Annotated in this window: 17 protein-coding genes; 1 reads left to right on the top strand and 16 read right to left on the bottom strand. The window is 45.9% G+C overall.

Translation table 11 applies throughout. The annotated features are described in order from the left end of the window. Positions 1–11: 11 nt before the first annotated feature. The 12 genes from NSQ57_RS12500 to NSQ57_RS12445 all read right to left on the bottom strand — a co-directional run bounded on the left by NSQ57_RS12500 (position 12) and on the right by NSQ57_RS12445 (position 20,766). A complete protein-coding gene (locus NSQ57_RS12500; protein ID WP_342424886.1) occupies positions 12–1,685 on the bottom strand; it encodes a hypothetical protein in 1,674 nt (557 codons plus the stop codon). A 25-nt stretch (positions 1,686–1,710) separates the two neighbouring features. Continuing rightward, positions 1,711–2,388, bottom strand: a complete 678-nt coding sequence (locus NSQ57_RS12495; RefSeq protein WP_342424885.1) for a hypothetical protein — start codon at positions 2,386–2,388, stop codon at positions 1,711–1,713. 21 nt (positions 2,389–2,409) lie between these two features. Further along, a complete protein-coding gene (locus tag NSQ57_RS12490; RefSeq protein ID WP_342424884.1) occupies positions 2,410–3,759 on the bottom strand; it encodes a hypothetical protein in 1,350 nt (449 codons plus the stop codon). Next, positions 3,756–5,387 carry a tyrosine-type recombinase/integrase gene (locus NSQ57_RS12485; protein WP_342424883.1) on the bottom strand — a complete coding sequence of 544 codons (1,632 nt, stop codon included), beginning with the start codon at positions 5,385–5,387 and terminating at the stop codon, positions 3,756–3,758. The genes NSQ57_RS12490 and NSQ57_RS12485 overlap by 4 nt, the downstream gene beginning before the upstream one ends. A gap of 318 nt (positions 5,388–5,705) precedes the next feature. Then, positions 5,706–9,707 carry a GH32 C-terminal domain-containing protein gene (locus NSQ57_RS12480; RefSeq protein WP_342424882.1) on the bottom strand — a complete coding sequence of 1,334 codons (4,002 nt, stop codon included), beginning with the start codon at positions 9,705–9,707 and terminating at the stop codon, positions 5,706–5,708. Between the two features lie 189 nt (positions 9,708–9,896). Further along, on the bottom strand, positions 9,897–12,170 hold the full coding sequence (locus NSQ57_RS12475) for a GH32 C-terminal domain-containing protein (protein ID WP_241113510.1): 2,274 nt from the start codon (positions 12,168–12,170) through the stop codon (positions 9,897–9,899). Continuing rightward, entirely contained in the window at positions 12,167–14,635 is a 2,469-nt protein-coding gene (locus tag NSQ57_RS12470) for a PfkB family carbohydrate kinase (protein ID WP_342424881.1), read from the bottom strand. The genes NSQ57_RS12475 and NSQ57_RS12470 overlap by 4 nt, the downstream gene beginning before the upstream one ends. Positions 14,636–14,660: 25 nt before the next feature. Next, positions 14,661–16,286 carry an ABC transporter substrate-binding protein gene (locus tag NSQ57_RS12465; RefSeq protein WP_342424880.1) on the bottom strand — a complete coding sequence of 542 codons (1,626 nt, stop codon included), beginning with the start codon at positions 16,284–16,286 and terminating at the stop codon, positions 14,661–14,663. 124 nt (positions 16,287–16,410) lie between these two features. Continuing rightward, the gene (locus NSQ57_RS12460; RefSeq protein ID WP_029515275.1) at positions 16,411–17,307 is read right to left on the bottom strand and encodes a carbohydrate ABC transporter permease; all 897 of its coding nucleotides are present in this window, start codon (positions 17,305–17,307) and stop codon (positions 16,411–16,413) included. Between the two features lie 12 nt (positions 17,308–17,319). Further along, positions 17,320–18,273, bottom strand: a complete 954-nt coding sequence (locus NSQ57_RS12455) for an ABC transporter permease subunit (protein WP_342424879.1) — start codon at positions 18,271–18,273, stop codon at positions 17,320–17,322. 308 nt (positions 18,274–18,581) lie between these two features. Continuing rightward, entirely contained in the window at positions 18,582–19,550 is a 969-nt protein-coding gene (locus tag NSQ57_RS12450; protein WP_342424878.1) for a LacI family DNA-binding transcriptional regulator, read from the bottom strand. A 322-nt stretch (positions 19,551–19,872) separates the two neighbouring features. Beyond that, entirely contained in the window at positions 19,873–20,766 is an 894-nt protein-coding gene (locus NSQ57_RS12445) for an AraC family transcriptional regulator (protein WP_340955403.1), read from the bottom strand. 147 nt (positions 20,767–20,913) lie between these two features. On the opposite strand from NSQ57_RS12445, the gene NSQ57_RS12440 reads away from it, so the two are divergent. Further along, positions 20,914–23,109, top strand: a complete 2,196-nt coding sequence (locus tag NSQ57_RS12440; RefSeq protein WP_342424877.1) for an alpha-galactosidase — start codon at positions 20,914–20,916, stop codon at positions 23,107–23,109. Between the two features lie 168 nt (positions 23,110–23,277). Here the strand turns inward: NSQ57_RS12440 and NSQ57_RS12435 are convergent, their stop codons facing one another. The 4 genes from NSQ57_RS12435 to NSQ57_RS12420 all read right to left on the bottom strand — a co-directional run bounded on the left by NSQ57_RS12435 (position 23,278) and on the right by NSQ57_RS12420 (position 26,287). Then, the gene (locus tag NSQ57_RS12435; protein WP_069011442.1) at positions 23,278–23,502 is read right to left on the bottom strand and encodes a PTS glucose transporter subunit IIA; all 225 of its coding nucleotides are present in this window, start codon (positions 23,500–23,502) and stop codon (positions 23,278–23,280) included. A 9-nt stretch (positions 23,503–23,511) separates the two neighbouring features. Further along, positions 23,512–24,108 carry a hypothetical protein gene (locus NSQ57_RS12430; RefSeq protein WP_340955401.1) on the bottom strand — a complete coding sequence of 199 codons (597 nt, stop codon included), beginning with the start codon at positions 24,106–24,108 and terminating at the stop codon, positions 23,512–23,514. A gap of 42 nt (positions 24,109–24,150) precedes the next feature. Then, positions 24,151–25,605, bottom strand: a complete 1,455-nt coding sequence (locus NSQ57_RS12425; RefSeq protein ID WP_209950298.1) for a sucrose-specific PTS transporter subunit IIBC — start codon at positions 25,603–25,605, stop codon at positions 24,151–24,153. Positions 25,606–26,146: 541 nt separating this feature from the next. Then, positions 26,147–26,287, bottom strand: a complete 141-nt coding sequence (locus NSQ57_RS12420) for a terminase small subunit (RefSeq protein WP_341040408.1) — start codon at positions 26,285–26,287, stop codon at positions 26,147–26,149. Positions 26,288–26,353: the final 66 nt, after the last annotated feature.

Below are 26,353 nucleotides of genomic sequence, written 5' to 3'. Positions count from 1 at the left end.
TGACCTGAAGTTTAAAATATTAAACATTTGGTCATTTGACTATGTCCGGCCTGCCTCTCTAGTAGCGCATCATTGTCTCCTAAGATACGCCGATAAGTAAGATGGAGCGCTCTTAGATTATGGGGTGTGAAATATGGCTTCCTAAGTTCAGGCCATAACTTCGATTGAATGCGAGTTAAAAAATTATACAGTCCGCTAGTTCGTATAGGGCCATCATTATGTTTTGAAGCCAGTAAACGAAGTTCCGTAAGGCCATCCCCACCCCACTCTCTTGGAAAAAATATAGGTTCTGATGGGGCAAAATGAATCAATTCGTTAAACCATCTTGCAGCATCGCTCTTCACTAGAGCGTGATGAACCCATTCATAGCCGTTTCGATCGGGTTGATTGCGAATGGTCTTGGTTTTGTGAAAACGAATCCAGGAATTATCCTGCGAATCTATAAATAAAGCATTCTGAAGCAAATTAACTATTTCATGAGGCCTTGCTGCAGTTGATAACATCAACAGGCAAGCCCGCCTATGACGAAAGTCCATCAGAATGTTCTCGTTAATTAAAGGAGTTTGATCGTTCATTAAGGTCTGCACAAGAATATAAGCTTTGGACATACTAAATACTCGTCCATGATCTTTTGACATAACACGTCTAGGTCTTGGCATAATCCGTTCTATGTTGTATGAAGCATTTGTAGTTCTTATAAGCCACCTAAGCCAATGTCGAAGCGCCACTCGGAAAAACGTCTTATCTTCTTGTCCCTTCATCTGGCCAAAAATCTCTGTGTATACTTCTGATATTGAATTCTCGCTTATGTCAGTAAGACCTTTTGATCGACATTTGATTGCAAAATACCGGATGTACTTGACTATCGCTTTCCAATAATTTATGCTGATAGTTTTTTTACCGTATCTGAAAAGTAAATTTCCTTCATCGTCGTAATAATCATCAGTTATTGAATCATTCACACGTTGCCTCAAGTAAGAAAATGCAAAGGTATAGAGACTCTCCTCAAACGGCGTTTGGGTTGGATATATTCCCGCGGCTATCCAGACACTTCTTTCCGCTTCATCGCAAGGTATGACCGGTTTATTTTCAATCAAGGAATCTGTTTCTTTAGCTAACATCTTACCTAGGAGGGTTAAACTACTTCTATGATATTTAGCGATCTTACTTGCTTTTGCTAATACAGAGGAAGTAATAATATGATTACCCTCTAACCCTTCCTTAAGGGCGTAACCTGCGAACCATAAGCAAACTACAGTTCGAAGCAAAGGAATCCTTTTCTTTGCCTTTTGTAGTTGTTTTTCGCTATCCATCGGATACAATACCGGATAGTATTTATCGTAAAGCGCATCAAAGTACTCAAAATTCGGTAACTCGGGAAAAGGAAATTTATTGAATTCGGTCTTGGTTGGAAATACGATCTCTAAAGGCAAACTGATCCGTTGTAAAAAGGCAAGCAGTAATACGTAATCTCTTTGGGTGCCGGGTAACTTGAAAAATATTGTGGGTTGTACCAAATCCGTTAAGGAGCTTGATAAAATAGGTTCAACCCGTCCCCAAGTCTCTGCCGATCTGTATTGTTCATACTCCGATCTTGTCAGATGCTCTCTACTCTCGAATTGTCCCTTTCGCCTTACAGTAATGGGCCCAAATCTCAGGGATTGCCAAGCTAATATTTGCGACACGATTTCACCTCTTTCCAATCTAAGCTCAGACTAGTCGACTGATAACCTCTATTTGAATCTGTTCGTCACTATAGCCGAAATGCCGAATCATGTCCCCAAGCAACGCTATTTGCGTAGCTAATCCGGCCGCCTTGGCGTTTTTGGTTGTAAAATCCCGACTGCCTCGCATCATGTTCCACATGTCCTTGGTTAATCTGGCCAAAGTATGAAATGCCTGTGCTGCTTCACTTTTTCGTATGGCGAAATGATGACAGGAAAAACACTTTGCCTCAAAAAGGCAAGCCCCCTGTATTAAACATCTTCCTACACCTGTAGGAGCTGGAAGCCCGAATTTTGCAAAGAATTCATCTAAAGATAGCTCTTCAGATCCCAAAGCTTTTATCAATTCGTCAGGCTCAGTTTGTTCGCTGGCAAGTGCTTCGAAGATTCGCCAAATAAACCGTCCCGCAATCTCACCATCCTGATATTTCTTAATAGTAGCAAATAACAATGCTTGACGGGAGAGATTACTTCGTAAGTATCGATTCAGCATGGTTTGATTTTCATGACCTGCAGCAAGTCGTGCTAACTCACTGTTCCCGGTTTCGATTGCAATGTGAGTTATGAGATAGTGTCTGTAACCATGAGCCTTCCCTTTTTTATCTCCATGTCCAATAAATTCTGCTATCTTGTCAAAAAACCTATATATTTGTCTTTCATTCAAAATCCAGGGATATTTCTCCAATTAAAAAAGATGCACATACGATGCATCCGCTCTTTCGTTCCGTATCGGTCGGAAGGCTTTATCGCTCGATCTTTTCTGTAAAAATTCGACCGCTCTAAGACCTGCAGAATCAATTATAGGAAATTGGCCGTTACGATGTTTAGCTTTCTCAATACCTGAATATGGGCTGTATAATCCTACCGCTGATGGAGCATTAGGCAATGGCAGCATACATTCTTCAGCCTGAAGATTGAGCAGATACGTTTTACGCACCGGTGATGAGGCAATAATTAACCAAAAAGCGCGACATAAAACTTCAACATCATCTTCGGGATGATAATTTTCAATTGCTTCCTTCATGAGCATCGGGAAGTTTGGGTCATCAAAAGCGAGGCCATCACCGGAATATGTTTCTTCTTGGGCCTCACGATGAATTCCAGAATATAAATCACTGGGCCAGTCAACGTATGTTGGAAAAAATGTATGAGAACCTTTCCCCCAATCAAAGAATAACTTTATGTGTAGAAGATTGTTCCCGGTATACTTAGCTGAAAACTCCTCTCCATCGTTATTCTTTGAAATGTAATCAAACAAATCGAGAAAATCTTCATACTCGAGAGATGAAGCATCCGACTCCCCGTGCTGGTCAAGCCATTTGAAAAATTTATGCAAAGCACTGCCCGCTTTACGAATATAATAGTCTAGCGAATTACTTCGTTTTAAATGCTCGCGAAACTCACGTGCGATATCCCCCCACTTTGGATGCTCACAGCAATCGTCAAACAGTATTCTTTGCCTACGTCTTCCTGGTTCATCCGAATATCCAAGCTCAAAAAGAATGTCCTTTAAACACTTGGCGTTATAACGTTTGTCGTTCGGACGCATTACATCCGCTAACGCTATATCTTCTTCCGTGAAATCGCCCAGCGGTTTCATAACACCTAGAAGGTGTATAAATAGTTTGTTGAACAAACCTATACGGTTTGAGTCTTTTTTGCGGATGTTTTCTGCTTCTGAATTTTTGAGGAGGCCCATTTTGACGGGGAAATCCGACAGATTAACACGACCTCTGGTTGACAGGTAACAAACCAAGTCGTTTCGACGATATTGTGCTACTACATCATTTCCCTTGCAAAAACCTGTATGCCAAGCCCAGAAAATGACATACCATAGGTCTCGACTGTCGCGATGTCGAAAGGTTGGTCTCTCTTCAGGCGGTACAGCTAACCAGTTATCCGGGGCCGGAAATGTAGTAAATAATTGAAGGACGGGATTTTTTATAGAAGAAAATACTTGATTCACATGATTCAAACGCAGCGTGTTTTTTAAAAATTTGCCAAATTCCGATAATGGAGTCCATTCTAGTGTCATTCCGAGTCCTCCTCATGCGCGTGGATTCCCTCTGAGATCTCCGCCTGTCGCATAAATACCCTCCCTAAATGATCTACTTTACCTTTTTCTGTGTCATTATTTGACTCAGGTATCCAATGAATATATGTATCGCGCGTAATCACGACAGAAGAATGCCCCAACCACTTGCTGATCTCTTCGATTGGTCTGCGATATCTTAGGAGAAGTGATGTCGCGAATAAGTGTCGGAAGGTGTGTGGATAGTAGGAACGTAGGTCTACGCTTCCCCCAGTTCGTTGAAATAAGTCATCAGCCAAATTATTATACTTACTGTAAACGCCTTTCTTACTTAATGGCTTCCCTTTTGAATTGTTTGACTCTGATACAAATAGATAGCCATGATCTTCACTTGTGTAATAAGACAAAAGTTCCCGCCGCTGAAGAAGTGCCCAATACAGAAGATCAGTGAACTCCTCTTGTGTTGGAAATCGGATATTTTTCCTGCTAAATGGATCAATTGTTTTGTGAGTTATCAACGCCACGTCCCTGCAGGAAGCCTTCGTTTTCCATCCCGTATCAATGACCCAATTCCCCCGCAACCCGCGTTCTTTTACAAACTGCAAGTTCCCGGAAAGAGACTCGGTTAATTCCTCTCTTGCTGTATGATACACGTTTAAGTTGGAAGGAATTGTTGACGGCTCAATTCGAATCTCAGCTGCTTCACTAGGGCGTAATCCAAAGTAACGCAATATCGCAAAGAGAAGAAGATCCAAAGCATTTTCATACGGATCGATCAATTCAAAGAACATGTCTGCTTCGGTCTCACTAAAGACCTTGTCGTGGTTAATGGGAGAGGCTTGCCTGCTCTTCCCTCCTCCAGGTCCTGCAGTACCGGAATCTCGAGCAATATTTTCCACATCAAACACTATCCGCACCCTACTACCCGCAGTACCCGCTATTAATGAATGATTATCTCTTATTTCTTTTCTCGGAACCTGCTCTAATGGCAGGTATTTAAATCTTGTTGTTCTATCACGCAAGAACTTCAGATATGCACATGCAGTATAGATGATCGGAGCAAGTGCACCAGACGGGTACTCACACCAGTTGGTTTTCTTTAAATCGTTATGACTGCTTCGAATTACGGTTGATAGCTTCCCTTCTGCCATTGCATGTTTGTTAAGGGGGATATTCTTTAACATAGACCAATGAATCCCGTGAGTCGCCACCTTTAAATCTTCAAATGGCTTGTAACCTTTTGGAATACATCGAAGGTAATCCGCAAATCCCAGTAATATTACTTCAATAGGATACGGTCCACCTGCTTTTACTTCGATATTATGGATATGTTCAAAATCTTCCTCTAGCCTCCAGAACATCATGTAATCCAAGAACTTTTTCAGATTCTGGGCATGCCCTGTAACCGTATTCATTTTTAGCTTTTCCGTTAATAATAGATTCATTAAAAATGTTGTAGCTTCATGATGAGTACTATGATTTGGTTTAACAATAGCGATCACTTGGGTACCTTCTACTTGATGTATGTAATGTAAACCATCAATGTTAAGGGATTTGTAGTATCGGGCATACCCAACCAATCGCATTGTTTCCCCCATTAGCTGTGCTATGCTCAGAAGCTCTTTATACACACACTCCCCCCCTCTCCCAAGCATTTTTATTCATTCCTCTGTATAAGTTGAGTATAGAGGGACCACCCCCACCTCAATTATGTTTCCATAATTTTCTTTAATTCTACACAATACGTTGCATTCTGACAACAATAATTCACCCCCTATCCATAGATAAGATAAGGGGTTTCGAGATTTACATTATTTACTTCCCATTTATCAAAAGCTCAATTCCAGAATCAGATACAATACCGATGCCATTTCGAATGATAAGCTATTTGACTATTCGATTTGCTTGGAGTGACTACAGGACTCACGGGTATTCTGTATTAACAAGAGTCAGTTGTTAGTTTTCTTCTTTACCTGAACAGGTACATTAAAATCATCGACGTTAATATGTCCAAACCCGCCTTTGGAGTGGTCAACCACCTTTATATAAAGCTCCTCCCCGATATAATCCGTCGCATCCCAAATCTTACGTTGATATTCCTCATAATTGGTCGCTGTCTCTTTAAATAACTCTTTGTCGTCCGACGCCCGAACCAGCGCAACATACAGACGATCTATATCCCGGCCTCCGCTGATAAGGAAGTTGATCTTACCGTTCCCACCAAGGACGAAATTTTGAGATCTTAGCGCTCCTGTTAAGCTGTCGCCGCCGGCTTGCTCGTTGAAGCCCCACAAATGGTAGCTGCCCGGAATTTTATGCGACGGGTTGAAGAAAATGTTGTCCCAGAAGAACTGGGTATTGGTCACATGGACATTCTGGAAGGCGTCTCCTTCCGTCATCCATCCTGTTAAGTCGCCCGTAGCAAAATCATGGTTAGGCAGCTCTGTAATATCCTTATACACAGAATTATCCCACTTATCGGGTGCATAGACCGGAGCAGCCGGTTTACCCGTTAAGGCATTCATATCCCATACTTGCATGGATTTGATATTGATATCGCCATCGGCCCAGATCTGTAAGCCTAAGGAGTCGTATCTGCCTACATAGACACGAGTTGTCAGCTTCTTCTTGTAATTTGCAAAGGCTTCAATGACCGAGCGATCAAGAAAGATATGGAGTTTCAAGTTCTCTCCTTCAAGATCTACATATCCTCCTTGAATGCCGTCTACACGCACATCCGGATCAATGCTGCTCTTGGTTCGATCCACATTAAACGTCCCGTTCTTCTTGTCGTAGTAAATGAGCGTCTCTTCTTGGCCTTTTTCCGAGCGTCGCACCTTGAGACCAAATTTCTGGGCTTCACGCGGATCAATCTCCATCACAATCTCTAGCATGTCGCCTTTGACATTCTTAATCAATTGATTGGCGCTTTCCAAATTTTTGTCCGAAAAATCAACCCATTTTTCCCCTCGAAGGCTCTGCAGTTCTTTAATCGGTTCGATATGCAATTTATCATACTTATCGAGGCTTAGGGAAACCGGCAAAGATAAATTATGAGCCCATCCAGATTGATATTCGGCTTGCGGTGTTCTTACATTTTGCACCATAGAGAATACGACCGTTCTTCCGTCGGGTGTGACCAGACCGCTCTCTGCGGTTAAATAGCCGTCACCTACATCCATTTTGGAGGGTGCCTCCTGATCAGGAATAAATTTAAAGTTATCCCGGTCCCAGGTCCCGATCCAGTAAAAGACCTCAACATCTCTTTGCACATCGTTCGCTGGAGGAACATGCTCCGGCTTTTCATGGGGATTAATCATGAAAATATATTTTTGCTTGCCCGTACTATCCGTGCCTAACGGCAATAACACTGGTAGCTCCCATACCGTACCCAACTCCGGATAACGGCTTCTGTCACTAACGTATAACGGCCCCTTATATTTCCAATTGTACATATCATCGGATACATACACCAAAGCTGTGCCGCTGCTGAAGTCTGGAAGACCAGATGTCACTAACTGATACCACTTGTCCACCTCTTTGTCGTACCATACAAACGGATCGCGGAACTCGTTGTGGATGCCTTTTCCGTTCTGCTCCGTTACCGGTTTAGGATATTTCTCCCATTTTTCCAAATAGGGATCGGACAAATCCGCCGGAGTTGCCAACCCTGTTCTTTGGTTCGGCGACAAGGAGTCGTTGCCAGCGGTATAGAACAGAACAGGATTGCCGTTTCGATCATACGCTGCACTGCCTGACCACGTGCCGTCCGGATCTAGGGTGCCCGCTTCGGGCGCAAGAGCAGGTCTTACATTTTCCCAGTTCACCATATCGTCACTCACCCAATGCCCCCAGTGGATTTGATGCCAGAATGGACCTTGCGGGTTATGTTGATAAAATAAATGGTATTTGCCGTTATAGTAAATCGGTGCATGTGCTTCATTCATCCAGTTTTGCGGAGGCATCGCGTGGTACTGGGGTCGGTGCTGATCTCCGTCAAACACACTTGGATCCTCATCAATGTCCGCATTCGGAATTTTCGGAATTGAACCTCCATGAAGCGCCTTCACGCTCTCATATCCAGCAAGTATCTCCTGGTTCGTAAGGGCTTTATTATGCAGCTTCACTTCATCTAGGAGTCCGCTGAACATATTGAAGGAGAACACCCCTGCTAACTCTACAGGTTTATTATTTTTCCCGATGATCAGGCTTTCGGTAGATGGTGTGATCGGAACGTTGACGGGGGTTGCTTGGGAAGCCACTTCCTCACCGTTTAGATATAACTTAATTTTTCCATCTTCTTTACTGAAAGTAGCGGCCACATAATTCCACTTGTATTTTTCCAACGGGTGATCCTTTACCCATACCTGAATCCACTGACCGCCGATGCCTACTTGCATCGACCATGTACCGTGCCGATACATACCAAGAGAAAAGCCTTCCGCTTTATCCTGGTCGGATTGGTTTACGATCGCAGACAGCTTGTTTCCGTCTCCCCACTCATAGCTACGCGGTGCAACCCAAGCTTCGATGGTTAACGCGTCGCTTACAGGCACAGTAACGTTTGCATTGACCTCAATATAATTCGAGGATCCATCGAACAATAAGGCGCCGCCTTTTATTCCACGCGGAGTCCATCTCGGATCCTTCGATGCCATATACCTGGCGTTGTTAAATACATAGTTCACATCGTGCCTAAGATTGTGTACTTTCTCCAACGCTTTCTTTCCTGCGCCTTCATCAAGGTTTAAGTAGAAAATAGTCCCCCTACCACTTGCTTGGAAACTATCAACGGCAATGCTGGCTTCATTGGAATGATCGACAACCTTTACATAGAGCTTCTTGTTGTAGTGTTCTTGCACTTTCCATGAGATTTTCTCGTTCGCGCTGACATTCCCGGTTTTCATAAGCAATGTGTTGCTGTTCGCATCGAAAAGTGCAACATATGCATTTTCCGGTTTGAGGATATCCAAAACAGTAAAATTAATTGTTCCGGTTCCCTGAAGCGTGAAAGTATTAGAAGTGATGGAGCCCTTTCCTTGCAGGGAGGATTTGGCATAAAAGTTCCCTTCTTTGCTCGCATGAGCTTCATCAGTCACTTCAAAAGCATCTTCCTCAACCGTCCAGCCATCGAGATTTCCGGTTTCAAAGCTTGGATTATCGATTTCATAGCGCTTGAAATCCGGCTTGATATCCGTCGCAACAATTCCTTCAGCTGGCTCCGACTCATGGTACATGGAGAATGCGTCCGCAAAAATGACTCCCCAATCCGAGGTTGCATTATCGACGACTTCCACATACAGTTTCTTGCCCAATTGTGTGGAAAGATCCGCCTTGTATTGCACCATATTGGCAAGCCGCATGCCCTGCGCAGGATCCGGGAAGCCAACGTCGGCGAATGCGCTATTTCCGTATCGGGCAATAACTTGTCCCGTATCGACTTCCACAATATTTATAAATACCTTGTCTGGGTTCTTTGCACCGCCAAGCTTGAAGCTGATCCAGCCGCTTCCGCCCAGCTCGAAAGTGCTGGAACGAAGTACACCTGTCGCAGATTCGTCATACTTCCAGCCGTTTAAATGATAAGCTCCTTCCTGGTTATACGGTATTTTTTCTGCCCACCAAGTCGTTTCGTCGGTTACGCTATTCGGACCGAACGCATCGCCTTTGATAACGGTCCATCCCGTCAAATCTCCTGTTTCAAATCCAGGATTCCGGATTTGATAGACTGAATCTGTAACTGACAATCCCATGTCATTCTTAGGAATATTCTTGATTTGATAAATCGCATCCGTAACCGATGATTTCACATCATTCTTAGGAATGAGCGTTTCTCCAGCAACAGTTCTATTTTCGGACGCGACAGAGATTCCCGGAACAACAAGCTGGAGCACCATAGCCCATATAACCATTCCCGATATCCAACATTTTCCTCTTTTGACTTTCCTCATTCTCGAGCCTCCTTCGAAACTTGTTATACTTGCGAACATCGATACCTCATTTCGAAATGCTCTCCTTGTACAAAGATGAATAGTCATGAAGAAGGGAGAATATGAATGAAACGTTTCCAAACGGAGGAATGCAAAGTTTCTTGATCATTTGTGCATACCCCATTCGTAAGGAGCGCCTAAACAACCGTCTTACCAAACGGACTGCATATCCCATATATCCAAGGATTTAACAAACGGTTCTCCATCTCCCCAAATCTCGAGTCCCAAAGCATCCATACGGCTCGGATATACCCGGGTTGTCAGGCTTTTCAATCCGCTTGCATAAGCTTCGACCATGGAGCGGTCCAAATAAATGTGAAGCTTCAGATTCTCCCCAAGCAGCTCCAACTTACCGCCTTGAATCCCTCCGCACTTTTCTCCAGGATGCAGGGTCGTTTTCGAGCGGTCGACCATGAGCAACGCTTGATTCCAATCATAATACAGCAGAGTTTCTTCCTCTCCGTCCGGCGTACAACGGACCTTGATTCCGAATTTTTTGGCGCTGCCGGGCTCCAATTCCAATTGAATCTCAAGCATGTCACCATGAACATTCCTAAGCTGCACATTAGTTTCAGCCAATGACTGGTCCCGAAGCGATAGCCGCTTAGGGCCACGCAGCGATTGAAGCTCCTGAATCGGCTCTATTCCCAGACGTCCGTCATCCCTCAAATACACGCTTAACGGCAAGCCTCCGTTATGAGCCCAACCCGACTTATATTCCATCTCGGAGGTCCGGTCGCCTTGGGCTATCGTAAAGACGATATTTCTGCCGGTCTTCGGATCAACCATTCCGCTCGGTCCGGTAAAATGGAAATCCCCGACATCAATCAATTGAGGCTCTTCTTGATCGGGGATGAACGAAAGATTTTGCTTGTCAAGTTGTCCGATCCAATAGAACACCTCGACATCCGCTCCCTTCCCCACAGGGCTGACAAGCAGCAGATGTTTGTTCACTCCCTGCTTGTCACTGCCAAGGGGAAGAAGCACAGGGAGCTCCCAGATGGGTCCAAGGTAAGGAAACTTCTGAATATCCGCTTTAAAAAACGGCCCTTTATACGTCCAATTCAGCATATCCTGTGACGCAAATGCCAGTGCTGCTCCACCTTCAATTCCGGACCCGACCAGAGCATACCAGCCGTCATCGTCCTTCCATACGAATGGATCTCGGAAATCCCCAAATGCGCCCATTCCCTTCTTCTGCACGATCAACGGCTCTGGATGTTTGACCCACTGAACCAGATCCGGGTTTCCGTCAAGGGTATAAGTGCTTCGGGCAAGCGCTACGCTCTGATTCGGAGAAGCGCTGTCATTACCTGCCGTAAAGAACAAGACAGGAAGTCCGTCAGCATCATAGGTTGCGCTTCCCGACCAGATCCCGTCCGGTGCGAGCTGATCCTTTTCGGGCGCCAGGGCCACGGGTAGATCACGCCAATGCACCAAATCCTGACTTACCCAATGTCCCCAATGGATCTGATGAAAGAACGGCCCCTGCGGGTTATGCTGATAGAACAAATGATATTGCCCGTCAAAATAGATCGGTGCATGAGGTTCGTTCATCCAATGGGCCGGCGGGCTAACATGATATTGCGGTCTGTGCCGATCAAGTAGCAGTGGCGTTCGGTCCAGCTTGATCTCGTCATAGTTTAATTGTGGCCGGATACCTTCATGAAAGGTATCCAGCACATGCCGATAAGAAGCGGCCACTTCTTCCGCGCTCAGCGCCCGATTATAAATCTTGAGTTCATCAATGATACCGCTAAACATGTGCAGGCTGAACACTTCCGCCAGCAGGCTGCTATGGTTATTCTTGCCGATAAGAAGATCCGTGTCCGCCGCCTCAGCCAGGCGGGAACCACGAGGCACGGCAGCTGAAGCGATTTCACTGCCGTTTAAATACAGCTTGATTTCCCCTTGGTTCCCATCGAACACAGCATTCACGTATGACCATTCATTCTTGGGCAGTTCATGGCCGTCCGGCGACCAAAGTTCCTTCCAGTCTCCTCCTTCCAGCCCGACTTGGAAGGACCAGGAACCGTGACGGAACATGCCGAGCAGATAACCCTGCTTGCGATCCAGGTTGTAGCGGTTCACGATGGCGGACAATTTGCCATCATCCCCCCATTCATAGGAGCGTGGGGCTACCCATACTCCTATGCTTAACGCTGATCGATACTCTGGCTCGGTGTTCTGATTTCCCTCATCGAACGAATGCGCAATGTAAGTCGAATAACCATCGAACAGAAGCCCATTTCCAATTACCCCCTGTCTCCACCGTGGAGGGCAAGGTTGAGTAAACTCCGCTTGGTTAAACACGTACTGGATATTATCCTGGACTTGGGATACGCTCTCCAGAGCGCTTGTACCGGTTCCTTCATTGAAGGCCCAATACATAATCAATCCCCGATTATCGGTTGCATGGCTCATACTTCAACCCTCCTGGATATCTGCTCCGTTGGACTATTAGGAATATGAATGGAGTTAAGAGCATGCATATAAAACGAGTTCACTACAACTTCCCCTGATTTCGCACTTATCTCAATACGATCCATCGGAGCATCAGGGAATATTTGATCCGTCAGTGCAACCAAGCCCTCATTCGCGTACACTTCAACCGCGTTGCGATCCAGCCAGATATGCAGCTTGATCTTCCCATTCTCCGAAACCATTCTAGCACCGTGCTTGCACGCAAACGACGGGTGGAAATCACTCAGGCCCGATTTCGAGCGGTCGATGAATAGCCATTGGCGCACAGGGTCATAACCGATAATAGTCTCACTTTGCCCAGAGGACTTCATTTTAATATGAACCTCGTCTTCGGAACGAATGTCGATATCCGCTTCAATTTCAAGCAGAACATCATTCGTTTTTTGCGTAAACGGCACCTCTGGCGTAACCTTAACCTCATTCCAGCAGAGCGTTCCTTTCCGCAGCTGCTCTATTTCCCGAACAGGCATTTGGGTCAGAACTACGCCCTCGTCTCGACTGGTCAATGACAAGACGCGAGGCAGAGTCATTGTGCCTCTCCAGGCCCCGGTAGGCGTTTGGTTAGCATATTTCCAGTTGCTCATCCATCCGATGATCACACGCCGTCCGTCCTGCTCAGCTATATCCGACCAGGTGACCCCCGCATAATTGTCCCGGCCATAATCCAGCCACAGGATATGATCGGCCGGATGGTCATTGATGAACGTATTTCCGTCGAACTCTCCGATAAAGTATTGCGTGCGTGAGCCTTCTGGACAGTTGGGATTATCTCCGATGCTTATGATAAGTACCCATTTGGAATGTCCGCTGTCATCAACCGGCAATTCAAAGAGATCAGGGCATTCCCAAACTCCGTCATGCGAGCCTTCACTCTTTCCGAATTCGCCTGACAACGACCATTCACGCAAATTGTCGGAACGATAAAACCGAACGTGGTCTCCCGCGACAAGAGCCATAATCCAGGATGCACTTGGCGAATGCCAGAACACCTTGGGGTCCCGGAAGTCGACCAGATCATGCTCGTCGAGTATTGGGTTCTCCTCATATTTGTGCCAAGTTCGGCCTTTATCGCTGCTGTAAGCCAGGCTTTGCCGCTGGCGAGGTTGTTCGGTCTCCGGACAGCTGTCTGCATGAGTGAAGAGTGCGATCAATCCATGGGAACCATCGAACAGTCCGCTGCTATTATTCCAGTCAACCACACAGCAACCGGAGAAAATAGCGCCATGCTCATCCGGGAACAGAGCGATAGGCATATGCTCCCAATGAACCAGGTCTTGGCTTACAGCATGACCCCAGTGCATTGGTCCCCATTGGTTACTATAAGGATGGTGCTGATAAAACAGATGATAGACTCCCTCGTAATAGACTAATCCGTTGGGATCATTCAACCAATGGGAGTGAGGTGAAAAATGAAAACCCGGCCTAAATCTATCATCATCGTGCTGTTTATTTGTCTCGATTATCTGGGTAATTTCATCTGTCGTCGGCATAGATTGAAGAGCCCCTTTCCGTGTGGTTACTAATGCACCGCCGGCATTAGCAAAAGTTAGCATACCGATGATTTGCTGTTTGGTCAGCTGATTCAAATAAACACCGGCTTTCAGTATCTTATATAACAAGCAGCCCAGAAAAGCGTCGCCGGCTCCTGTCGTATCAGTGGCCTCTACTTGAAAACCCGGCACATATCCGTCATGATCAGCTAATCGGTAATAGCAGCCTTTTTCCGCTAAAGTTACGAAGATCCCGGCGATGCCGAATTGCTGTTGCAGCTCTAGCGAGCCTTTTTCCACATCAGTTGTACCCATTATAAAGTGGAGCTCATCTTCCGATATTTTCAGGATATCTGCATACTTCATGCCCCAAAGGATATTCTGTTTCGCTTCCTCTTTACTCTCCCATAAAGCAAACCGGATATTCGGATCGAATGAAAGCAGGACTCCTGCCTCTTTAGCCTTCACAACTGCCGCTCTTGTTGCCGTACGGGCCGGCTCATGGGTCATCGACAAAGAACCAAAGTGCAGTGCATGGCAGTTTTCAATCCTATCGAACGGGACATCCTGCGTGCGCAAGTATGTATCCGCTCCTGGTTTCCGGTAGAAGCTGAACGATCGGTCTCCGTTGTCATCCAGATGAACAAATGCCAGCGTTGTATTGGCTTCATCTGTAAACGTAAGCGCAGACACGTCGATGCCGCCGTTCATCAAGGTATCGTGCAGCAAGGAACCGAATTGATCATCCCCAACTTTGCTAATCAATGTCGCTCTAGCTCCTAAACGGGATAGAGCAGCTGCTACGTTAGCCGGAGCCCCTCCAGGATTGCATTCAAACTGCTCGTTGCCTCCCGTGGTACGACCTGATGGCGTAAAGTCTATCAATACTTCCCCAATGGTTATTACATCAAGCACAGTTTTCTCCCCACCTATCGTTTGATTATTTATTTTTTAAATTTGCATTATATCGATCCAACCCTTTTTGATAGATCTCCATTAATTCGTTCAGCCCCATCTTCTCGAGTGTCTTCACATAGCTGTCCCACTTTTCATCTACCTCGCCATCGACGATGAACTTGCCTCTTTGGGTATTTACATATTTAATAAGTTCTGGCTCAATCCGATTGATTTTATCTAGTTCATCCGGTTCAAAGAAGATGCTCGCATAGTTTTCCTTTTTCATATATGGAGTGTAATATTTCTCCAAATACTCAGCACGCTTCTGAGCTCGGGGTTCCATATCAACAACTTTTCCGAAGTCATCGAAAGTAATGACGCCCGGATTTCCTGTGCCTGGAGCCACTTTTTGACGGAATTCACCTGCGGAGACTCCCTTGGGAAGCGGCAGGTTCACCAATTTTCCTTTTTCGTCCTTCTTGAATACGACATCCAACGGACCCCAGTGAATTTGAGCCGCCATGTAAGGGTCATACTGTTGATCGATCCAACGCATCGTCATTGCCGGATAACGGTTCTCCTTTGTAATCACGAAGCTACCTCGTCCCGGACCGCCGCCGTTGTTGCGACCAATCATTTGATCTCCATTTGGGCCTTTAAGCGGGGGCAGCAGAGCATAATCCTTACTACGCTCCGGTCCGACAACTTCTTCGACTTCCCACCAAACGTAGGAGCCGAGCGTTTCATCTGGTGTTTTGCCTTTTGCTAAATACTGAGCGGCATCCTGGGTGAACGATTCAGGGTCAATCAGCCCCTGCTTATACCAGTTATCATGAATATATTTTAATGCTTCCTTATATTGAGGTTGCGTAGCGGTAAAGATCACTTTACCTTCGCGGACGATCCGATGTTCCAAATTATCCGGAAGACCGAAAGCTCCGAATATGCCAGCAATGTCACTACACCACTGCATGTGCATAAAGCTTAATGGGATTTCATCAGCCTTGCCATTGCCGTTCGGATCCTTCGTTTTAAAGGCAATCAAAGCCTGCGTGTATTCGTCCAGCGTTTGAGGTAATTTTAAGCCCAGTTTATCGAGCCAATTTTTATTGATGACGTGAAAGAAGGGGTTGGTATCGAGCTTATTCTCTTCCCACGACGGCAGCCCATAGATGTGACCGTCTGGCGCTGTGATGGCTAGTTTAATATCAGGCCGTCGATCGAGAAGCGTCTTCAAATTAGGCGCATATTTATCAATTAAATTCTCCAGCGGAATAATGGTTCCGTCTTTACCGTAATTGATTAGATCGTAATCTGTGAATCCGGCTCCGTAAAAGGCATCTGGCAAATCTCCGCTGGCCAACAACAAACTTTTCTTCTCTGCAAAGTCAGTGTCTGGAATATTTTCCCAATCAATTTTTACGTTTGTTTGTTTTTCCAGCCGCTTAAATATTTCCATTTTCGAGTAATCTGGCGCTAAAGCAGCTTTTGGGGATACCATCTTTAATGTCACCGCTTCTTTAACAATCGGAAGACCGGTTTTATTAAAATTTGCATCCTGATCTGGATTCACCGTCTGATTTTTTGACTCGCCTCCGCCTCCCGAACATCCGCTAAGAGCAAACACTCCAGCCAGCATTAGAATTCCAGCCCTTTTGAATAATTTCATCGTACATAACCTCCTTATGTCAGTCCACAAGCTGAGAACTTCCCTTGTCCTTGTTATTTACTTGTCTGAATGCTGAATTTAGGTATTCTGTTGCACATTCCCCCTTTCAGGCACCATGACAATGTTAGCCTTTGATCGAGCCGATCATCACGCCTTTAACAAAGTATTTTTGCAGGAAAGGATACAAAATCAGCAACGGTAGGCTGGATACCATGATGACACCATATTTGATAAGCTCTGTAACGCGCATCTTCGCTGCATAGGATTCCACGTCTATCATCATGCTCGAGTTGGCCTGATTCTGGACAAGAATGTTGCGAAGGACCAGTTGTAATGGATACTTGCTTTCATCGTTCAAGTAAATCAAAGCGTCAAAGAAACCATTCCAGAACCCGACAACATGATACAGTACCATTACGGCTATAACGGACTTAGACAAAGGTAATACGATGCTCCAAAAAAATCTGGTATTGGAACAACCATCAATGGAAGCGGCCTCCCACATTTCATCCGGGATGGTCGACTGAAAAAAAGTCCTTACGATAATGACATTGAACACACCTCCCGCTCCAGGAATAACAAGTGCCCAGATCGTATTCAGCATGTGAAGATCTTTAATCAGCAAATAGGTCGGGATCAACCCCCCACTAAAAAACATGGAAATCAGTAAAAACCACATTATTACCGACTTTCCTGCCAGTCCTTTACGAGCTAACGGGTAAGCTGCACATACGGTCACGGCAACTCCGATTAATGTTCCTAGACTCGCATATAAGATCGAATTGGCATATCCAATCCATATAGATGAATCGCTGAATATTCGCCCGTATCCATCCAGCGTAAAACCCTTTGGAAAGAACCATACTTCACCTGAGTAGATGAGATTGGGGTCACTGAGTGAAGCAATCAATACAAAATACAGCGGGAATAATACAAGCAACATAACTATGGTCAGCATGACGTAGTTGACGATGTCAAACCACATGTCTCCCTTGCTTTTTCTCTTTAATAATTGATTCAAAATGAACTCCCCCTACCACAGGCTGGTTTCTGTCAATTTTTTTGCGATCCGGTTGACGGTGACTATCAGGATAATATTTACAACTGAATTAAACAGGCCAACTGCTGTAGAAAAGCTGTATTGTGCTTTTTGAATCCCGATTTCATAAACATAGGTCGGAATAATATTGGAGGTGGCATAATTCAAATCGTTCTGCATAAGGAAAGCCTTTTCAAAACCGATACCCATAATGTTACCGAGTGCGAGAATCAATAAGATGACGATCGTCGGCAAAATGCTTGGAATATCCACATGCATTACGCGCTTCCATTTGCTTGCTCCATCCATGATCGCGGCTTCATGCAATTCTGGATTGACCCCTGCCAGCGCAGCAAGGTAAATGATGGTAGCAAAACCTGTCTCTTGCCAAACCCCTGATAAAATATACAAAGGACGGAACCAACCTTCGTCGGCCAAAAACATAATGGGGTCCCCTCCAAACCAGGTGATGATGTGATTCACAATTCCGCTGTTTGGAGACAGAAAAACATTAAGCATACCGACGAGCACTACGGTAGAAATAAAGTGTGGTGCATAAATTACAGTCTGTACAATTTTCTTGTATCTCTTGGCCAGCATCTGATTGAGCATAATTGCTATAATAATCGGAGCTGGGAAGCTAAACACAAGCGATAGAGCACTGAGTGTAAGCGTATTGGTCATGATCGTCCAGAAGTTATAGGAATCGAAAAAATCAATAAAGTGCTTAAAGCCTACCCACTCGCTTCCCCAAATCCCCCGACTTGGTGAAAAATCCTTAAAAGCAATTTGTATTCCATACATTGGATAGTACTTAAATACGAGATAAATAATAATGATTGGCAGCAAAAACAGATATAGTTCATAGTCACGTTTGATCTGGTTCCATATTTTGCGATTTGGCTTGATCGTAGAATGATCCAACTCACTAGTTCTTGAATTCACCATTACACTCCCTTTCTTGTAAAAGAATATTTTCATTTTTGAAACGTTTCCAATTTATTAAAAGAAAAACGTCAGCCGGTGATCCATACCATAAATCCACCGAATGAGCTAAAGTTTTTCCAAAGTCAAAAACAACCTTGCCTAAGATAGCAGGAGACGATACATTTGCTGATCCAAACTTATTCCTTGGATCTTTTAACAGAGTAGTCTGATTGTCAAATGAAACGTTTCCAATTTATTATAAAAAAAAGGCGAGTTTGCAGATCCAGACTGAGATCCAACTGAATGAGCTAATATTTATACAATAAAACTCATGTCGTTTCGCCTTGCCTGAAGATAACGGGGAGACGATACACTTGCTGATCTAAAGTTATACCATCGATCTTTTGATACAGTAGTCTGATTGTCAGACGTGCCATCTCCTCCACTGGCTGCCTAATTGTAGACAATATCGGATGAAAATAACGATGATCCTGAATGCCGTCATAACCGATGACCTTTACATCTTCTGGAACTCGAATACCCTGCCTACCTGCTCTTTCTATATATTTGGCGGCAAACATATCGGTAATAGCGAAAATGCCATCCACATCCCGATGCTTAGATAGAAATTCGCCAAAATAGGCTTCGTCGTCCACAATAGGATCTGGTTTCTCGTATACAACATGGTCTACACCCAATTTTTTCGCCTCATCAATGAAACCTTTTCTTCGATTCATGGTTTCACTAAAAATTGAAGTTACACTTCCTATAAAGGCCGGTTTTTGGACCCCTGCCTTAACAAGTTCCCTCAAAGCTAGACGGCCTCCCTCATAATTATCTGAGGTCACACAAGTGATTTTTTTGTTGAAATGTCTGTCAATACTTAGAATTGGAATGTCATTGCTTACGCTATTTTCTATATCATTGTAAGTAATGCCGACAATACCAGCCACTTTGTTTTGACGTAGCATATCCAGGTAATACAGTTCCTTTTCTGGCTTGCCGCCGCTATTACATAACATGAGCTTAAAGCCTTCCCGATCTAACTCATCCTCAATGTAATAAGCCAGTTCAGAAAAAAAAGGATGCCAGATACTTGGAAGCAGCAAGGCTACCATCTTGGATTTCCTCATTTTAAAATTTCGAGCGACTTCATTAGGAAAATAATTCAGTTCTTGTATAGCTTTCTCCACTTTCCTTCGTGTATCTGGTTTTACAGAGCCCGAGTTATTAATAACGCGGGACACCGTTCCCACAGCAACACCAGCTATCTTAGCTACATCTCTAATACTTGGCATTTAACCCCCCCATATCTCTTATGGGAATTATAATAGCACGAAGTTGGAAACGTTTCAATAATCTTTGAAGCGCTTTTTTTCTAACTTTCTTCATTGCTACCCCGCATTTGAGTTTCGTGCCACCTGATTCAATCGAACCGCTGAGGAGTACCAACTCCATTCCGGCGGGACGGGGATCTTTTTGTCATCGATACTATTGAGTCAATCGACCCCCTAATCATTAACGTAGTGTTTGCGTGACCCTTCTTTTTTCTTTTAAGCCGCTTTAAAACAAGGCTGCCGAAATTTTCGGCAGCCTGTTACTATCTTCAAGACCCTATTTTCATTGATCGCTCCGGATCAACCGCCGAATTTGATACAAATCGCCCTCCATGCGGAATTCGCCTGGGGCCATTCCTGTATACTTTCGGAACACTTTGCCGAAATAATTCGCATTCGAGAAACCGGACTGTTCCGCCACCTGCTCCAATGTCAGATTTGCGGGCTCCAGCAGAAGCGCAGCCGCTCTTTCCAACCTCATACGAGTTAAATAGCGGCCGGGAGAGAGGCCAAGCTTGTGCTCAAACTCACGGGTGAGATGAAATTTAGAACATCCGGAGACCTCCGCCATGTCCTGAAGGCCAATGCTTCGATGCAGATTACTGTCAATGAAGGTCTTACAGCGTTCTACAATCGGAGGCAATGGGACGCTGCTGGCAAGAGTGACAAGATGACTCGCCAGTGACATGGCCAGTGAATAAGCAGCCCGTGAGCACTGATACATATCGCGGTAGCTGTTCTCAATAGCTTCCCGATAAGTGGCCCACAGGAGATGCTCCAAATCGGTCCCCGGCTCAATCTTGAAAATGTAGCCGTTTATGTCCAGCCATTCCTTGAGGAGATGCAGCGCCAAGTGTGACAGTTCGAAGTAAAGCACTTCCCATCTGGGAGAATCAGAGGGGAGACGGTAGATATGGTCGCCCGGAACATCAGCCAGAAAAGCATCCCCCGGCTCGAGGGAATGTCTCCTCCCCCCCGTTTCAATCTCACCGCGACCATTCAATGTATATTGAAGCACACAATGGTCTCCGGTACGGTTCCGTCCATCCCAGATATAATCATGCGAAGTAATCAGCTCATATCCAGCACCTTTTAACAAGATATAGGGCATAGGTGTTATAAAGTGAAAAGATATCGAGGACTGCTTCTCTTTCCCGTTTCCCTCCCCATGATTCACAGCAATATTTCACCCTCCTCAATTTATAAAGTTACTCTTGTTTCGGTTCTTCTGCACCTTTACGCTAATGATGAAGACGAATTTTCTATAATCAGTTATTTCATACGCTTACTAAATTATAACACTAAAAGGAGCACGATTTCACTTATGGGCATTCATTACGATGAGAAACGCATGGTATTTCACCTGCAAACCCCCGGTTCCAGCTACTGCATTCAGATTGTTCGCGACGGCTACCTTGGGCATTTATACTGGGGACGACGAATCGCCATCTACCAGGATTCTGTACCTTTTGATTTTATCGATCGGGGCTTTTCGCCGAATCCTGACCCTGCTGACCGAAGGTTCTCCTTGGACAACCTTCCGCAGGAGTATCCGGGTTACGGGAACGGCGATTTTGGCATACCCGCCTATCAGGTCGGCCAGTCTAATGGATCTGAAATCTGTGATTTCCGTTACCAGACTCATCGGATATTCGCCGGCAAGCCAAAGCTTCCAGGTCTTCCTGCCACTTACATCGAGAGGGAGGACGAAGCGGATACGCTGGAGCTTGTGCTTGAAGATGCACTGACCGGTCTGCGTGCTACCTTAATTTATACTGTCTTTAACAAATACGACGCCATCGCTCGGTCGGTTCGTTTCGACCATACCGGCTCCGACAATCTGGTCCTTCTTCGCGCGCTCAGCGCCAGTATCGATTTCAGAGATGACGAGTATGACATGTTGACCTTCTACGGTACGCATACCAATGAGCGAAATATTGCGCGGAGACCCCTTATGCCCGGCATCCAGAATGCGGAAAGCCGGCGAGGTGCCAGCAGTCCCCAGCAGAATCCGTTTCTGGCCCTGCTTCGTCCTGGCGCTGATGAAGACAATGGCGAGGTATACGCGCTCAATCTCGTTTACAGCGGAAACTTCATAGCCCAGGCCGAGGTTCAGCAGTACCGGACGACTCGGTTGTCGATCGGCATCAATCCGTTTGGCTTCTCCTGGCAGTTGGCTCCCGGAGAAAGCTTTCAAACGCCCGAGACCGTCATGGTATACTCTGCACAAGGCTTGGGCGGGATGTCCCGCGTCTTTAATAGGCTCTACCGCACGCGGCTCAGTCGCGGCAAATTTCGTGACGCCGAACGGCCGATTCTAATTAATAACTGGGAGGCCACCTACTTTGACTTTAACGCCGACAAGATCGAAGCGATCGCCCGCGAAGGGAAAGAACTTGGTATGGAGCTCTTTGTCCTGGACGACGGTTGGTTCGGCAAGCGGGACAATGATTTGAGTTCCCTGGGCGACTGGACCGTTGACCGTCGCAAGCTTCCGGAGGGGCTGGACAATCTGGCCCGGCGGATAACCGGAATGGGCATGCAGTTCGGTCTGTGGTTCGAACCGGAGATGGTCTCACCGGACAGCGAACTCTACCGGCGCCATCCCGACTGGTGTCTTCATGTGACAGATCGTCCCCACACGGTGGGGCGAAATCAGCTTGTTCTCGATCTGTCGCGGCGGGATGTATGCGACTATATTGTTGGAGCGCTGTCCGATGTTCTGTCTTCCGCACCGATTACTTATGTCAAATGGGACATGAACCGCCATTTGACGGAGATCGGCTCTGCCCTGCTTCCGGCGGAGCGCCAGCGCGAAACGGGACACCGGTATATCCTCGGTCTGTACAGGGTATTGGACGAGCTCACTTCCGTCTTTCCGGATGTACTGTTCGAGAGCTGTTCCAGCGGAGGAGGGCGCTATGATCCCGGCATGCTCTATTACATGCCGCAAACGTGGACAAGCGACAATACCGATGCGATCAGTCGGCTAAAAATCCAGTACGGCAACAGTATGGTCTATCCGGCTGTGTCTATGGGCGCTCATGTTTCGGGTGTACCGAATCATCAAGTCAACCGGGTTACTCCTCTTGACACCCGAGGACATGTCGCGATGTCGGGAAACCTTGGCTACGAACTCGATCTTACCAAGATGTCGCCGCAGGAAAAGATAGCGATCAAGTCCCAAGTTGCGCTATATAAAGCAATTCGCCCCCTTATCCAATTCGGAGAATTTTATCGCATTTTAAGTCCGTTCGAGGGCAACGAGGTGGCCTGGGGCTTTGTTTCTGATGACCAGAGCGAAGCTGTACTTGCTTTCTTCCGAGTGCTGAGCCAGCCGGGTGAAAGGGTGCCTATTCTGAAATGCAAAGGATTGAATTCGCGTTACCTGTACCGCCATCACGAAACTGGAAAGATATACGGAGGTGACGAGCTGATGTACGCCGGTTTGACACTTCCAAGAATAAAAGGGGATTTTATCAGCCTGTTCTGGCGGTTTAGTAAGATCGACGAGCAATGAATGTATCAAAGCAAAAAAATTAGAAGTCCAACAGAAAGCAGGGCCTGAAATCATGAGATTTCAGGCCCTGCTCGCTATGCCCCTTCGCCGTGGTTATATTATTTTGAGAAGCAAAAATCAACTGGCAAATGTGCTGTAACAGCTTGCCGGTTCTCCGATAAATCCAAGCTACACCATCATTTTAAGTGAACACGAAGCAGTGGGGACACCGTCTACCACCCCAGCGCCTTCCATCGTCTCCACCGGTTTCACCATTTCCTGGTCGTCCGGGACCAACACTGGTGTGATCACCGGAAAGCCCGCCTGCTCGATTTCGGAAATATCAAATTCCAGTAGCTGTCCTTTCTTGATTTTGTCACCGGTCTGAACTCGTAGAGTAAACCCTCTTCCCATTTGTAAAGATCAATGGAGCGATAGAGCATGGCTCAGCCGGTAAGATTGGAACGTTGCGCTCCAAACGGCATAAAAGCAATCTTTCTGTTTCCATACTTTGGGGTCGCGACAATGATCGGTATACCCGGACGGAGGTCCGCTTATAACCGGGGAGGAGAACTTGTGTATACGTCCATCTCTCTCCATTTGAGCCATACACTGATAAGGCACTCGCTCCCAACTCTTATCATGTGTATTGCCGGTGTACCTGAGGTACAATCGCCCATTGTGTTCGATTGCACTGCCCGAGTATACTCCATGACTGTCAAAATCCCGGTCCGGTTTTAACGCCACTCCCCGGTTCGTCCAGTGAACGAGATCCCGAGAGCTGGTATGATACCAATATTTGAGACCATGCACAGTACCGAGAGGAAAACATTGATAGAACAAATGATACTCTTCATGAAAAAAAGCAAATCCATTCGGGTCGTTCAGCAACCCTGTCTCAGGCTGGATATGATACCCCTGGCGCCAGGGGCACCTTGCCACTCTGGCGGCCAGACCGGAGATTTCCTCCGTATTGGTATCTTCTAATCTTCTGTATCTCTCTTCTTTTATCCACTCCACAGCAACCTCCTTACTGCAAAATAGTTCCAAGCATGCTTAAACTTACGGTCGATCCGCTGCTTCGCTTGAAGTCTCCCCTGAGGCTGACGCATTTTTCCGCTTGCCCCAGAGCAGGGTGATGAGAAACGTAACCAGAAAGCTGATGCCCATGCCGATACAGAAATCAGCGATGGACTGTGGACGGATTGCGATAATACCGGGTAGCGCCGCCGGTCCCATTGAAATGGACAGCACATGTGCGTAAGCAATATAGGCGGAAGCCAGGCCGGAACCGATCATCGCAGCAATGAACGGGTAGCGAAGCTTCAGGTTGATTCCGAACATTGCAGGTTCGGTAATACCGAGCAGCGCGGATATGCCGGCAGCTGAGGCGATACTCTTCGTCTTGCTGTTGCGTGTGATGAGAAAGACGGCCAGCGTAGCCGCGCCCTGAGCGATATTCGCCATCGAGGCAATCGGAAGCAAGAAGGATCCGCCCGTCTTAGCAACGTCCGACAATAGTTGGGTATCCACAGCGAGGAAACTGTGATGCATTCCCGTTATGGCAATCGAAGAATAGAAAAAACCGAAAATACCTCCTCCAATGAAACCCGTCGTATCATAGAGCCAGAAGAGACCATCTGTCAGTCCGTTGCCCGCGGCGCGAAGGACCGGTCCAACAACAGCAAAGGTCAAGAGGCCGGTAACGAGGACAGACAGCAAGGGAGTCAACAGATTATCAAGATAAGATGGAATTACCTTTCGCAAATTTTTCTCGATTACCGATAAAATATAGGATACGGCCAGTACTGGCAGAACCGTTCCCTGATAGCCAACCTTTTCGATTGAGAAACCGAACAGTTGCCAGGTGGGTACTGTCCCATCTACAAGTGCCTGGCCGTAGCTGTAACCATTAAGCAGATCGGGATGAACCATAATCATGGCCAGCGCCGCACCCAAATAAGGATTTCCACCAAACTTGCGAGTGGCCGAGAAGCCGATCAGGATGGGAAGGAAAACAAAAGGAGCGTTGGCGAATAAATTAATAATGCTTGCCCAATCGGCAATACCAGGGTACATTTCGACCAGAGACCTGGGACCAAACAGATTGCTGGCAGTCAGAACATTGTTGATCCCCATTAATAGACCCCCGGCAACAATCGCCGGAATGATCGGAACAAAAATGTCGGAAAGTGCTTTCACAAGTCGTTGAAGCGGATTCATTTTAGCTGCTCCTGCCGTCTTTACATCGCCGGTGGACATTTCTCCGAGACCCGTAAGTTTGGCGAACTCGCCATACACGTTATTTACAATCCCGGCTCCAAGGATAATTTGATATTGCCCTGCTATAGAAAAAGTCCCTTTAACAACGTCCATTTGATCAAGCGCTTTTTGATCAAGCAAAGATTCATCTTCAAGAACGAGCCGCAATCGCGTCGCACAATGAGCAGCTGCCGTTATGTTTTCCTTACCTCCCAAGGCATCCAGGATGTCAGCTGCAACTTGCTTGTAATCCATATTTCTCTCCTCCTAATATTATGAAACCGGTTCCAATTTAATTAAAAAAATGCTCGTTACCGACATTGGCCGGTAATTTTTGTTCGAAAACAACTGCCCTCCTATTACTTTCTCCGAAGAAGGTTATTGCCCTACTTCACCACTTCTCGCTCCCTTCAATAAGCCCCTTTTGACCACCCGTAGGATTGGATAGACATACAACCCTTGCCATAGGAAAAAAATTGCTCAATTCAAAATGTTTGTTTTATATTAAATTTTGTAAGGGGGCTGCTTATTTGATAATAAAACACTATCCATGTCATCCTCAATGGTAAGTTAATGCGATGGCAGGGTAAAAAATTGCCCCTTCATTAACACAAAAATCCACCGCAGAAAATAAAGGGTCGTTGCTGCTTCCAGCCCGGTTTTCCCTACACCCTGACCTGAACAGACTGAAACACGAGGATTAAATCCATAAGAGTGCTTGCCTGCCAATCGTCAATTAGATCATCTTTCTCCCGTGACCTTTGCCCTTTCAAGCTCAAGTTTCTCACGCTGCATCTTAAGTTTTTTCGTCTTCAACCATCCGTTTATGTTTATCTGGTAACAAATCCATATATTTACTCAGTACGTCCAACGCCTTAGTTTTATCGTGTAGCTCTACACTTACTTCATCCTTACCCTGCTCGACTTCTGAAACCAGAGTCCATCAATTTCATCACTGTTCTTAAAGAGACATAATTATATCTGTACTCCTTCGTTTCTCCAG

It is taken from the genome of Paenibacillus sp. FSL L8-0502 (assembly GCF_038593055.1).
Lineage (GTDB): Bacteria > Bacillota > Bacilli > Paenibacillales > Paenibacillaceae > Paenibacillus > Paenibacillus polymyxa_D.
The sequence above is the reverse complement of the archived record's forward strand: the minus strand, read 5'-3'. Positions and strand labels throughout refer to the sequence as shown.

Coding starts and splice junctions, on each gene's coding strand:
- NSQ57_RS12490 (WP_342424884.1), bottom strand. CDS start 3,759: ATGACACTAGAATGGACTCCATTATCGGAATTTGGCAAATTTTTAAAA.
- NSQ57_RS12480 (WP_342424882.1), bottom strand. CDS start 9,707: ATGAGGAAAGTCAAAAGAGGAAAATGTTGGATATCGGGAATGGTTATA.
- NSQ57_RS12475 (WP_241113510.1), bottom strand. CDS start 12,170: ATGAGCCATGCAACCGATAATCGGGGATTGATTATGTATTGGGCCTTC.
- NSQ57_RS12465 (WP_342424880.1), bottom strand. CDS start 16,286: ATGAAATTATTCAAAAGGGCTGGAATTCTAATGCTGGCTGGAGTGTTT.
- NSQ57_RS12455 (WP_342424879.1), bottom strand. CDS start 18,273: ATGGTGAATTCAAGAACTAGTGAGTTGGATCATTCTACGATCAAGCCA.
- NSQ57_RS12450 (WP_342424878.1), bottom strand. CDS start 19,550: ATGCCAAGTATTAGAGATGTAGCTAAGATAGCTGGTGTTGCTGTGGGA.
- NSQ57_RS12440 (WP_342424877.1), top strand. CDS start 20,914: ATGGGCATTCATTACGATGAGAAACGCATGGTATTTCACCTGCAAACC.
- NSQ57_RS12435 (WP_069011442.1), bottom strand. CDS start 23,502: ATGGGAAGAGGGTTTACTCTACGAGTTCAGACCGGTGACAAAATCAAG.
- NSQ57_RS12425 (WP_209950298.1), bottom strand. CDS start 25,605: ATGGATTACAAGCAAGTTGCAGCTGACATCCTGGATGCCTTGGGAGGT.